Origin of the sequence: Promicromonospora sp. MEB111 (assembly GCF_030209445.1) — a bacterium.
Lineage (GTDB): Bacteria > Actinomycetota > Actinomycetes > Actinomycetales > Cellulomonadaceae > Promicromonospora.
In genome coordinates this window covers 339998-352704 of the sequence record NZ_JARVSD010000014.1, presented here as the reverse complement: position 1 = coordinate 352704, position 12707 = coordinate 339998, and the positions used below count along the sequence as shown (strand labels likewise).

Sequence of the window (12707 nt, the reverse complement as noted above, 5' to 3'; positions counted from 1 at the left end):
TGCGCCGGCCATGTCCCCTACCTACTCTCGTAGTTACGAGTCTCCTGGAAGGGCAAGTGATGATCGAGGCCAGAGGCCTGTTGAAGAGGTACGGCGCCAAGACCGCCGTGAACGACGTCACGTTCACCGTCCAGCCGGGCCAGGTGACGGGCTTCCTCGGCCCCAACGGCGCCGGCAAGTCGACCACCATGCGCATGATCGTGGGCCTCGACCGGCCCACGGCCGGCTCGGTCACGGTGAACGGCAAGCCGTACACGGCGCACCGCCGTCCGCTGGCCGAGGTCGGCGCCCTGCTCGACGCGAAGGCCGTGCACACCGGCCGCACCGCACGCAACCACCTGCTCGCCATGGCCGCCACGCACGGCATCGCCACCAAGCGTGTCGACGAGGTGATCGAGCTCACCGGTCTCCAGTCCGTCGCGAGCAAGCGTGTGGGCGGCTTCTCGCTCGGCATGGGCCAGCGCCTCGGTATCGCAGCGGCCCTGCTCGGCGACCCGCGCACCCTGATCCTGGACGAGCCCGTCAACGGCCTCGACCCGGAGGGCGTGCTCTGGGTCCGCAACATCGCGAAGTACCTGGCGTCCGAGGGCCGTACGGTCTTCCTGTCCAGCCACCTCATGAGCGAGGTCGCCCTCACCGCCGACCACGTGATCGTGATCGGCAAGGGCCGCATCCTCGCCGACTCGCCGGTCGCGGAGTTCGTGGACGGCGCCGCCCGCAAGGTCGTGCGCGTCCGGTCGCCGCAGGCCACGGAGCTCGCCGACCTCCTGAAGGCCAAGAACGCCGAGGTCGAGGACGTCGAGCCCGGCCTGCTGGAGGTCCGCGGCGCCGAGGCGTCCGCCGTCGGCGAGCTGGCCGCCACCTCACGGATCGTGCTGCACGAGCTCACGCCCGTCGCGTCCACGCTCGAGGAGGCGTACATGTCGCTCACCGCCGACTCGGTGGAGTACCAGTCCGAGGACCTCGCCGCCGTCGCGGCCGCGACGTCCCACCACGAGGGGAGCAAGGCATGAGCGCGACGGTCACCGCCCCGGCAGGCGGAGCGGCGTCGGGCCCGACGACGGAGCACACCCCGGTGCACAACGTCACCTTCTGGCGTGTGCTGCGCTCGGAGTGGATCAAGCTGTGGACGCTGCGCTCGACGTGGTGGACGCTCGCGGCGACCGTCGTGGTGATGGTCGGTTTCGCGCTGCTGCTGGCGTTCATCGTGCAGCTCGTCGGGAACGAGATGGAGGGTGCCTCGCCCGAGGACCAGGCCGCGATGGGCGGCGTGCTCGGCGGGACCACCGTGGTGGCCGCGGGGTTCGAGATGGCGGCCCTCGTGGTCGCGGTGCTCGGCGCCCTGATGATCACCGGTGAGTACTCCACCGGCATGATCCGGTCCACGTTCGCGGCGGTGCCCGGACGCCTCCCGGCGTTCTTCGGCAAGGCCGTGGTGCTCGTGCTCGTGACCGCGGTGCTCACCGTCGTGTCGCTCGCGCTGAGCTGGCTGGTCACCTACCCGCTGCTGAACGCCAACGACGCGACCGTGGACTTCGGGGACAGCGACCAGATACGCGCCCTGCTGGGCACGGTGCTGTACGTGACGCTCGTGGCGCTGTTCGCCCTGGGCCTCGGTGCCCTGCTGCGACACACGGCGGGCGCGATCTTCACCGTGGTGGCGATCTTCCTCGTGATCCCCACGATCTTCCAGATCGCGACCCTCGCGGCCGCCCAGCTGGAGTGGGTCGGCGTGGTGAACAAGCTGCTGCCGAGCGTGGCGGGAGCGCAGATCACGCCGAACGCAGGCGCGTTCCCTGACGTGCTCGACCCATGGGTGGGGATCAGCGTGCTCGCCGGATACACCCTGCTCGTGCTGGTCGGCGCGTCGGCGCGGCTCAAGCTGCAGGACGCGTAGCGTCCTCGGCCCGCGGGCCTTCCCTGGCGGGAGAACGGGTGCTCCCCGAGTCGTGCAGCTCCGAGTAGACACTGTCTGCCGGCGGCAACACGCCTCGGGGAGTACGTGTTTCCGGGACCGCTCACCGCGCCGCCGGAGCCGCCGCGCCGTCAGTCCATCGGGTCGAGCGGGTGCGGCCAGATCGGGGGCGGACTCTGTTGCCGGCGCTCCGGCTGCGGTTCCGGGTCCTGACGGCGCTGGGGCAGCTCGGCGTGCGACGCCGGCTGCCGCTGCGGGGCGTACGGCTGCTGCGGGTTGTTCGGCGCACGCTGCTCCGGCACGAACTGCGGTACGTACTGCGACGCCGGCTGCTGTGGGCCGGGCCGTTGCGGCACGGGCTGCTGCGGTGCCGCCTGCGGCGCTGGCTGCTGCGGCGCATACGGCGAGTCCTGTCGTGACGCCGTCTGCTGTGGCGCGTACGGCGAACTCTGCTGCGGCACTGGTTGCCGCGGCGCGTGGTGCGGCTCCCGCGGGGCGCTCTGCTGCGCGGCGCCCTGCTGCGGCGCACGCTGCTGCGGCGCACGCTGCTGCGGCGCGAACTGCGGCGGAACCGGCTGCTGGGCGGCCGGCCGTCGGGGCGTCTGCGGCGGGGAAGCCGGAGGCTGTTGCGGCGAGGCCGCCGTCGGGAACGGCGCGGCCTGGTCCGGCCAGGCCTGCGGCGCCTGTGGCTGCCGGGCGTACCGGTCGGCTCCCCCGTGGCGGGGCCCCTCGTAGTGCGCCGCACGCTGGGTCGCGGGCGGAGGCGAAGACGTCTCCCCGACCGGAGGCCAGCCCTGCCCCGCCGCACCGCCGGGCACCGGCCGCGCTCCGGCCGGCTGTCCGACGGCCCGGAGCGCCCCCGTCGCCACGCTGACCAGCGCACCCGTCAGCGGGCGGCGGACCCGGCCGGCGGCCTCGTCCGCCGCCCGGCGACGCTCCGCCCGGCGCTCGAAGAGCGTGTAGATCACGGGCACCACGTACAGCGTCAGCAGCGTCGAGGACACCAGGCCGCCGATCACGACCAGCGCGAGCGGCTGCGAGATGAACGCGCCCCCGCCGGTCACGCCGATCCCCATGGGGGTGAGCGCGAAGACCGTGGCCAGGGCCGTCATGACGATCGGCCGCAGCCGCTTGCGAGCGCCCTCGCGCACGGCCTCGTCGAGCCCCATGCCGCGCACGCGGTACTGGTTGATGAGGTCGATGAGCACGATCGCGTTCGACACCACGATGCCCACCAGCAGCAGCGTGCCGATCAGGGCGGGCACCCCCAGCGGGGTGTTCGTCGCCACCAGCGCGACCAGGGCGCCCACCGCGGCGAACGGGACGGACACCAGCAGGATGAACGGCTGCGCCAGGCTCCGGAACGTCGCGACCATGACCACGAACACGAGGGCGATCGCCGCCACCAGCGCCAGGCCCAGGTCGCTGAAGGCCTCGGCCTGGTCGGCGGCCGCGCCGCCTACCGACACCGTGGCCCCGGCCGGCAGGTCGATCGCCGCGATCTCGGCGTCGACCTCGTCCGTGACCGCCCCGAGGTCGTCACCGGCGGGCGTCACGGAGACGGTGGCCGACCGCTCGCCGTCGATCCGCGTGATCGACGTCGGCGAGCTGGCGATCTTCACCTGTGCCACGTCGCTCAGCGGGACAGCGCCGGCCGCGGTCGGGACGGGGATCTCGCCGATCTCGGCCATCGTCGTCGGGACGGCGCCGGCGGAGAGCGTGACGCCCACCGGCCCCTCCGCGGTCTGCAGCTCGCCGACGTCCCGCGCGCCTGTCATCGCCGCCGACGCGATCCCGGAGACCTGCGTCTCGGTGAGCCCGAACTGCGCCGCGGCCTTGCGGTCGACGGTCACCTCGACGATCTCCTGGGCGGCAGCCAGGTCGTTGGCGACCTCGGCCGAACCCTTCAGGGCGCCCATCGCCTCCTGGAGCTGGTTCGTGGCCGCCGTCAGCGTCTCGACGTCGCGGGCGCGGACGAGGAGGTCGATCGAGGACGTGCCCACGGAGTCGCCGGCGGACACGGAGACCTCCGTCGCGGGCGCCTCGGTCAGGTCGACGACGGCGGCGCGGATGTCCGCGGCGGCCTGCTCGCCGTCGGCGTCCTCGTCGAGAGTGATCGCGAAGCTGGCCTTGAGCCCGGCGCTCGCGCCGCCGAAGGCCGCCATCGACATGTCGCCGCCGCTGCCGACCGTGGCCTGCACGCTGTCGACGGCGTCCACGCCCGCCAGCGCGGCCTCCACCTCCTGCGCCGCCTCGTCCTGGCCCTTGAGCGAGGTGCCGGGCGCGTAGTGCTGCGTGACGGTCACGGTGTCCTGACCGCTGTCGCCGAGAAAGCTGGTCTCCATGTTCGGGACCAGGGCGGCCGTGCCGCCGAGGATCGCCACGGCCACGCCGATGGTGACGGCGGGCAGCCGCAGCGCGCCGTTCAGGGTCGGCACGTAGATACGCTGCCAGACCCCTCGGCTCTCCTTCTCCTCGGCGGCCTCGCGGTCGACCGCCCCGCCGCGCCGGGCCTTCCTCGGCGGCCGGATGAACCAGTAGGCCAGCACCGGCACGATCGTCAGGGCCACGACGAGCGAGGCCAGCATCGCGATGGAGACGGTCAGCGCAAACGGCCGGAACAGCTCGCCCACCATGCCGCCCACCAGCGCGATCGGCAGGAACACGGCGACGGTGCAGATCGTGGAGGCGGCGATGGCCCCACCGACCTCGCGCACCGCCGCGAGGATCGCCGGCCCGCGCTCCTCGCCGTACGACATGTGCCGCTTGATGTTCTCGATCACCACGATCGCGTCGTCGACCACGCGGCCGATCGAGATGGTGAGCGCGCCGAGCGTGAGGATGTTCAGCGTGTAGCCGCCCGCGTCCATCGCGATGAACGTCACCGCGAGCGACAGCGGGATGGAGATCGCGGACACGAGCGTCGACCGCATCGACATCAGGAAGACCAGGATGACGAGCACCGCGAACAGCAGGCCGAGGCCGCCCTCGGTGGCCAGACCGTGGATCGAGTCCTCGATGAACGGGGCCTGGTCGAAGACGACCGCCGTCGCGATGGCGCGTTCGGTCAGCGTGTCCGCGACCTCGGGCTCCGCGAGCGCGTCCTCGATCGCGTGGGACACCTCGACGGTGTTGGCCTCCGGCGTCTTGGTGATGGCCAGGCCCAGGGACGGCGAGCCGTCGAGCCGGGAGTAGGACGTCGCCTCGACCGGCTTGAGCTCCACGGACGCGACCTGGCCCAGCTCCACCGGTGCGGCCGGCTCGGCCGGCAGACCGCCGGCGGCCGGGTCCTGCGTCGTCGCACCCCCGGCCGCTCCGGTACCCCCGGTCGCGGTGCCGCCGGCCGCCGCGCCTCCGGGCAGCACGGGAAGCTGCTTGAGCTGGTCGACCATGTCGACCGGCTTGCCGAGCTGGACCGACCACGCACGGCCGCCCTCGGTGATCTCCCCCGCCGGGATGACCACGCCGTTGTCCTGCAGCACGGTGGTCAGGTCCTCGGTCGTGAGGCCGGCCGCGGCGAGCTTGTCCTGGTCCGGCAGGATGCGGACCTCGGTCTCGCTCTGGCCGGTCACGGCGACGGAGCGGACGCCGTCGACCTCCTTGAGCGCCGGCACCACGACGTCCTCGACGGTTCCGGCGAGGGCGTTGGGGCTCTTGTCGCCCGACACCGCCATCTGGACCACGGGCACGTCGTCGACGGAGCCGGTCGTGACCTGCGGCTCGACGTCCTCGGGCAGGACCTGCTGCACCCCGGCAACGGCGGTCTGGAGGCGCTGGGTGGCCGACTCCATGTCGGTGCCGTAGGTGAACTCGACCGTGGTCAGGGAGATGCCGGTGGACGCCGTCGAACGTACCGACGCGACCCCGTCGACCGAGGCGATGGCCTCTTCGATCACGTCGGTGACCTGCTCCTCCACGACCTCGGGCGAGGAGCCCTGGTACTGCGCGCTCACGATGCCGGTCGGGAGCTGGAGCGACGGGATGAGCTCCTGCTTCAGGGAGGTCATGCTCAGCACCCCGAACACCGCTATCGCGATCGTCACCAGTGCTACGACGGCTCGGTTCGCGAGGGACAGCCGGGCGAGACGGAACACGAGGACTCCACGGTGCGGGCGAGGATCGGGCGTACGGCGCGACGCCGCCGTCGTGATCTGGCGGGACCAACGGGGTGAAATCAGACCGAAGTCACAGAGTAGGGCAGTACGCCACACCGCCTGCAAGCCGTCGGGGACATTGACAGGCGCTCGAATTCCGTCCCGTACCGCGTGCCCTGGCCCGTCCGCACGACGGGTCAGGGCTCCACGTCACAGCTCGGACATGGCCTCCTCGGGCGTGTGCTCGGCCACCTTGGCCGCCCTGTTCCAGCGCTGCCAGAGCACGCGCTCCCCGATCGGCCGGGCCATGAGGTGCGCCGTCACCAGGAAGACGACCACGCCGACGAACAGCACCGCCGACGCCACCCAGAACGGCGACGCGGGGCTGACGCCCTCGGCGAGCAGGCCGGCCACGACCGGGGCGGGAGCCGCGAAGCCCCAGCGGACGAGGTTGAACGCGCCGGTCGTGACGCGGCGGTCCGGGTCGCCGAGCGCGAGCGACAGGTCGGTGAGGTTCGCGTTGGCGATACCCATGAACACACCGGCCACGATGGTCACGACGATGGAGCCCGCCGTGCCGACGCCGATCGCGAGCAGCGCCACGCACACCAGCACGCCCGCGACGGCGACGCCGAGCGTCTGCACGAACCCGATCCGGTGCGCGAGCCTGTGGCCCACAGCGAGGATGCCGACGGCCACGCCGATGCCCCAGGCGGTGAACACCAGGCCGAGCGGCACGACGTCGAGGCCGAGGAACACCGGCACGTAGCCGAGCACCACGAAGAACACGAAGTTGTAGGCGGCCGTCACGACCGCGAGTGCCAGGAAGCCCGGCTTGCGGAACAGGCCGAAGACCTGTCCGAGCTTGAGCGGCGCGGGCTTCTCGGCCGGGTCCTTGAGCCGGGTGGCGGAGACCAGCAGGGCGACGACCATGAGCAGGCCGCAGACGAAGAACGGCACCCGCCAGCTGATGTGCCCGAGCAGCCCGCCGATCAGCGGCCCGACGGCGAAGCCGAGCCCCACGCAGGTCTCGAACAGGCCGACCACCCACTCGCGGTCCTTGGCGAGGGCGACGAGCAGCACCATGGCGGTGGCGAAGAACATCGCGTTGCCGAGGCCCCACACGCCGCGGAGCACCGCGAGCTGGACGATGTTTCCGCTCAGCGCGGCCAGCACGGCGGCGATGGCGACGAGCGTGACGCCGGTCGCCAGGATCTTCTTGTACCCGAACTTCCCCGTGGCCATCACGGCGGGGATCATGCCGATGGCCATGACCGCGATGTACGCGGTGAACAGGAGCTCGATCTCCCAGGTGGTGGCGCCGATCTCCGCACCGATGACGGGCAGGATCGGGTCGACGACGGCGATGCCGGCGATCGCGAAGAACGCGGTGAGCGCGGTGGCGTAGATGGCTGTCTTGTTCGGTTCGTTGCGCGCGCTGGCCACGCGGCCTCCTCAGGATTTATCTGTATCACACAGGTATATGCCTGTAGGCTACACCTATGTCGAAGGAGACGGAAGAGAACGCCGGCGACGACCACCCCGGCGAGGCCCCGCTGTCGCGCGTCGAGCTCCAGCTCGCACTCCTGCTGCGCCGGGCGGAGCGCACGGGCGCCGTCCGCGCCGGCCACACCCCCACGCTGGAACGGTCGGGCTACCTGCTGCTCCAGGTCCTCAGCGCCGAGGGCCCGCTCGGCATCAACGCGCTCGCCGCACGCCAGGGACTCGACGCCTCGACCGTGACCCGCCAGGTGGTCAGCCTGGAGAAGGCCGGGTTCGCGCGGCGCAGCCGTGACCCGCTCGACGGGCGGGCGGTCCGGGTGGAGGCGACGGAGTCCGGCAAGGCCCAGCTGGAGCGCGAGCGCGCCCGGCGCAGCGCGATGTACGACCAGATCCTCACCGACTGGTCCCCCTTCGAGCGGTCCCTGCTCGCCGAGCTGCTGGAGCGCCTGAACCACGACCTGGACGCGTTCCGGCGCGACCCGGAGGAGTGAGGCACCACTTCCAAAGAACTGGTTGCAAAGAAAGCCTTGCAAAGGTGTGTTGGCATGCGTAGGGTGGGTCGCACGAGCTACCCCACACCGAGCCAGGAGCAGCCACGATGAGCACCTTCGCCCCCACCGCCCTCCCGCAGGTCCGCCACCTCCTCGCACCGCGTACGCTCGCGACGGCGACCCCGGGCCGCCGTCCCGAAGCCCCCGCCATCGCCCGCGAGGCGCAGCGCAGGGAGGCCGAGCGCGTCGCCCGCCAGCGGGCCCAGGCCGAGCGCGCCCGTGACAACGCGGCGGCGCGCCACCCGCTCGCGCTGCGCTGAACTCGGCACGCAGTGGGTAACGTCCTGCCTATGGCGACTGCGCGTGAGGACTCCCCGGGGCACGAGGCGGACCGGGGCGGTGCTTCCCCGGCGTCACCCGCAGCCGGCTCCTCCGCTGCCGGCTCCGCCCCGACGCCCGAGGCCGCCGGCCCACCGGCGGAGCTGGGCCCGGCGGCGCTGCGCGCCCTCTCGCACCCGCTCCGCATCCGCATCCTCGACCTGCTGCCGAGCCACGGTCCGCTCACCGCCAGCAAGCTCGGCGAGATCGTCGGCGAGTCCAGCGGCTCGACGAGCTACCACCTGCGCCAGCTCGCCAAGCACGGCCTCGTCCGTGAGGTCGAGGGCAGGGGCACCGCACGGGAACGCTGGTGGGAACGCACCCCCGGCGGGTTCAGCATCTCCACGCTGGGCAAGGACTCCCCCGCCGCCCGGCAGACCGCCGAGGCCGTCAACATCGAGTTCCTCCGCCTGCGCCACGAACGGGTGATGGCCTTCGTCCGCGCGGGGCAGGGGGCCGACGAGGAGACCCTGAAGGCCTGGGACGGGACGACGACGTTCTTCGCCTCCAACAAGTGGGCCACGCCCGAGCAGATGCGGGCGATCGTGGTGGCGTGGGAGCAGTTCACGGCCGAGCACATCGACCCGCTCAGCGGGCAGGAGGACGTGCCCGGGGCCATCCCGTTCGAGGTGCACTTCGATGCGTTCCCGACGATCGACCCGGCGGGCAACCCGCTCTGATCAGCCGCGACTCGTCGGGCCTCTGCCATGAGCAGATCTGCGGCGGGCAGAGACGGCTGTCCGGGTGGCCCCGGTCGGACGATCGTGGAGACATGACCGAGACCATCCAGACCCAGCCCCTCGACGACCATCTCGCCACGCGGCTGCTGCACCAGCGGATCGTGCTGATCGGCAGCGAGATCGACGACGCCGTCGCCAACCGCGTGACCTCGCAGCTCCTGCTGCTCTCGGCGGAGGACCCGGCCGCCGACATCAGCCTCTACATCAACTCCCCCGGCGGCTCCATCAGCGCGGGCCTCGCCGTCCACGACACGATGAAGCTGCTGCCGAACGCGGTCTCCACCGTGGCCGTCGGGTTCGCGGGCAGCATGGGGCAGTTCCTGCTCGCCGCCGGCACGGCCGGCAAGCGGTACGCGCTGCCGCACGCGCGGATCATGATGCACCAGCCCGCGGGCGGGGTGGGCGGCACGACGACGGACGTGGTGATCCAGGCCGAGAACATCCGGCACGTCAAGGACGTCGTGACGCGGCTGCAGGCCGAGCACACCGGCCAGACGGTGGAGACGATCGCGGCGGACTCCGAGCGCGACCGCTGGTTCACCGCGGAGCAGGCACTGGCCTACGGCATGATCGACAAGGTCGTGGACCGGGTCAACGACGTGCGCCCGGGTGGCAAGCGGCGCGCGGGGCTCTGACGCCGCCCGGTCTCCGGCGGCTCACGCCGCCAGCAGCACGGCGTCCCCTCGTCGCCCGACGGCGGAGCTGCCGGCCGGCGCCGCCTGAGGGGCCTGCAACGGGTGCCGCGAGGAGGAGAAGCCGGCCGAACGGCGGGCCGCGGACGACAGGACGCGGATCCGTCGGCCCTCCTCCTGCGCGGCGAGGGCGATCGCGAGATCGGCCCACGCGCGCTCCACCAGGTCGACGAGCCGCATGCCGAGCGCCTCGCACACCGCGGCGAGCACCTCGGAGGACGCCTCCTTGCGCCCCCGTTCCACCTCCGAGAGGTAGGCGGTCGAGACCCGGGCGTCCGTGGCGACGTCGGCCAGGGTGCGGCGCTGCTCCCGGCGCGCGCGCCGCAGGATGCCGCCCACGAGGTCGCGCAGCAGCGGTTCGCGCGTGTGCTCCAGGGTGCCGGACCTCGCGCCCGGCGCGCCGTCGCTGGTGGTACCGGGCCCAGCGGGGCCCGCAGTAGCTGTCGAGATCATCGCCATGTGCCCACTCCCGCCGTTGGTACCCGTCACGGTACCCAACCCCACTGACATGCCGGGTCGTTCCGCTGTCTGCTGCTGGCGTAACGGCGTGACCCCGAACCCGGGTGCGTGTCAGTGGCTCCTGGCACCATGGGACCACCGACCAGGAGAGGACAGTGGTGTTCGGATCTATCGAGGTGCGCGGAGCCCGCGAGAACAACCTGCAGGGCGTTTCGATCGACATCCCCAAGCGCAAGCTCACGGTGTTCACCGGGGTCTCCGGGTCGGGCAAGAGCTCGCTGGTGTTCGGCACCGTCGCCGCGGAGTCACGCCGGCTGATCGACGAGACGTACTCGGCGTTCCTCCAGGGCTTCATGCCCTCACGCCCGCGGCCCGACGTCGACACGCTGTCGAACCTGTCGGCGGCCATCGTCGTGGACCAGGAGCCGATGGGCGCCAACGCGCGCTCGACGGTCGGCACGGCCACCGACGCGTACACGATGCTGCGCGTCATCTGGTCGCGGCTCGGTGAGCCCTACGTCGGCGGCTCCAACCTCTTCTCCTTCAACGACCCCCAGGGCATGTGCGCCAACTGCGAAGGCCTGGGCCGCGTCTCCGCGATCGACACGGAAGCCCTGGTGGACCGCAGCAAGTCGCTGAAGGAGGGGGCCATCACGTTCCCCAACTTCGGGGTCGGCACCTGGTACTGGAAGGTCTACGCCGACTCCGGCCTGTTCGACGTCGACAAGCCCCTGAAGGACTACACCGACACCGAGTGGCACGACCTGATGCACGGCGACGAGCGAAAAATCGTCTCGGGCGGCATCAACGTGACGTACGAGTCGCTGGTCCCGAAGATCACGCGGCTCTACCTGGTCAAGGACGTCGAGTCGATGAAGGGCGCCATGCGGGCGGCCGTCGACCGGCTCGCCACCTTCACGCCGTGCCCCGAGTGCGGCGGCACCCGCCTCAACGACCGGGCGCGGTCGTCGCTCGTCAAGGGCAAGCACATCGGCGAGGCCGCCGCCATGCAGCTCACCGACCTGGCCGAGCTGGTCCGCGACCTCGCGGACCCGCAGGTCCAGCCCATCCTGGACGGGCTCAACGACCTGCTCGCCACCTTCGAGCAGATCGGGCTCGGGTACCTGTCGCTGGACCGGGAGTCGTCGTCGCTCTCCGGCGGGGAGGCGCAGCGGACCAAGATGGTGCGGCACATGGGCTCGGCCCTGACGGACCTGACCTACGTGTTCGACGAACCGACCATCGGGCTGCACCCGCACGACGTGCGGCAGATGAACGCCCTGCTCCAGCGCCTGCGGGACAAGGGCAACACGGTGCTCGTCGTGGAGCACAAGCCCGAGGTCATGGCGGCGGCCGACCACCTCGTCGACATGGGCCCGGGCGCCGGCACCCACGGCGGCACGGTGGTCTACCAGGGCGACATCGCGGGACTGCGCACTTCCGGGACCGCGACCGGCAAGCACCTGGACCAGGCGGTGACGCTCCGGTCCACGCCCCGCACCCCCACCGGCTTCCTCCGGATCGAGCACGCGAACCTGCACAACCTCCAGGACGTGTCGGTGGACGTGCCGCTCGGCGTCCTGGTGGCGGTGACGGGCGTGGCCGGCTCCGGCAAGAGCTCGCTCATCCACGGCTGCCTGCCGCGCGACGGCGTCACCTTCGTCGACCAGACGGTGATCCGCGGGTCGCGACGGTCCAACCCCGCGACCTACACCGGGATCCTCGAGCCCATCCGCAAGCAGTACGCCCGCGCGAACGGGGTCAAGCCCGCGCTGTTCAGCGCCAACTCGGCGGGCGCGTGCCCGGAGTGCAAGGGCGTCGGCCTCATCTACACCGACCTCGCCTTCATGGCGGGCGTCGCCAGCGTGTGCGAGGCGTGCGGCGGCAAGCGGTTCACCGACGAGGTGCTGGGCTACACGCTGCGCGGCAAGAACATCGCCGACGCGCTCGCCATGTCCGTCGAGGAGGCCCTGGACTTCTTCACCGAGAAGACGGTGCTCCCGATGCTCTCCCGCCTGTCCGACGTCGGGCTGGACTACATCTCCCTCGGCCAGCACCTCAACACCCTGTCGGGCGGCGAACGGCAGCGCCTCAAGCTGGCGATCGAGATGGGCGGCGACACCCCGACGTTCGTGCTCGACGAGCCCACCGCCGGCCTGCACATGCAGGACGTCGACAACCTGGGCGGCCTGCTCGACCGCCTCGTCGACTCCGGTCGGTCCGTGATCGTCGTGGAGCACAACCTGTCGGTCGTCGCGCGGGCCGACTGGGTGATCGACATGGGCCCGGGTGGCGGGCACGACGGCGGTCGCGTCGTCTTCGAGGGAACGCCCGCCGACCTGGCGCGCCAGGAGGCGTCGCTGACGGGCCGCCACCTCGCCGAGCTCCTCGCCGGCACAGCCTGAGGCCAGCACCGGCACCTCCTGAGGCCGCCA

General features: G+C 71.9%; 10 protein-coding genes. 7 read left to right on the top strand and 3 right to left on the bottom strand.

Annotated features, from left to right (window positions below):
• Positions 1-59: 59 nt before the first annotated feature.
• Positions 60-1013, top strand: coding sequence for an ABC transporter ATP-binding protein (locus QRN56_RS18865; protein WP_285105796.1), 954 nt, complete (start codon positions 60-62; stop codon positions 1011-1013).
• Entirely contained in the window at positions 1010-1897 is an 888-nt protein-coding gene (locus QRN56_RS18860; RefSeq protein WP_285105795.1) for an ABC transporter permease subunit, read from the top strand. The genes QRN56_RS18865 and QRN56_RS18860 overlap by 4 nt, the downstream gene beginning before the upstream one ends.
• Before the next feature lie 149 nt (positions 1898-2046).
• On the opposite strand, the gene QRN56_RS18855 is transcribed toward QRN56_RS18860, so the two are convergent.
• Entirely contained in the window at positions 2047-6009 is a 3963-nt protein-coding gene (locus QRN56_RS18855; RefSeq protein ID WP_285105794.1) for an efflux RND transporter permease subunit, read from the bottom strand.
• A gap of 210 nt (positions 6010-6219) precedes the next feature.
• Complete coding sequence (locus tag QRN56_RS18850; RefSeq protein WP_285105793.1) at positions 6220-7455, bottom strand: MFS transporter; 1236 nt, start codon at positions 7453-7455, stop codon at positions 6220-6222.
• 56 nt (positions 7456-7511) lie between these two features.
• Between QRN56_RS18850 and QRN56_RS18845 the strand changes: the two genes are divergently transcribed.
• From QRN56_RS18845 to QRN56_RS18830, 4 genes are all read left to right on the top strand, one after another.
• The gene (locus QRN56_RS18845) at positions 7512-8003 is read left to right on the top strand and encodes a MarR family winged helix-turn-helix transcriptional regulator (protein WP_285105792.1); all 492 of its coding nucleotides are present in this window, start codon (positions 7512-7514) and stop codon (positions 8001-8003) included.
• Between the two features lie 107 nt (positions 8004-8110).
• A complete protein-coding gene (locus QRN56_RS18840; RefSeq protein WP_285105790.1) occupies positions 8111-8323 on the top strand; it encodes a hypothetical protein in 213 nt (70 codons plus the stop codon).
• A 30-nt stretch (positions 8324-8353) separates the two neighbouring features.
• Complete coding sequence (locus QRN56_RS18835; protein ID WP_285105789.1) at positions 8354-9061, top strand: ArsR/SmtB family transcription factor; 708 nt, start codon at positions 8354-8356, stop codon at positions 9059-9061.
• A gap of 92 nt (positions 9062-9153) precedes the next feature.
• Positions 9154-9756: a ClpP family protease gene (locus tag QRN56_RS18830; RefSeq protein WP_285105787.1), complete on the top strand. Its 603-nt coding sequence runs from the start codon at positions 9154-9156 to the stop codon at positions 9754-9756.
• Between the two features lie 21 nt (positions 9757-9777).
• Here the strand turns inward: QRN56_RS18830 and QRN56_RS18825 are convergent, their stop codons facing one another.
• Positions 9778-10272, bottom strand: coding sequence for a helix-turn-helix domain-containing protein (locus tag QRN56_RS18825; RefSeq protein WP_285105785.1), 495 nt, complete (start codon positions 10270-10272; stop codon positions 9778-9780).
• A gap of 155 nt (positions 10273-10427) precedes the next feature.
• Between QRN56_RS18825 and QRN56_RS18820 the strand changes: the two genes are divergently transcribed.
• Complete coding sequence (locus tag QRN56_RS18820) at positions 10428-12677, top strand: ATP-binding cassette domain-containing protein (RefSeq protein WP_285105783.1); 2250 nt, start codon at positions 10428-10430, stop codon at positions 12675-12677.
• Positions 12678-12707 lie beyond the last annotated feature (30 nt).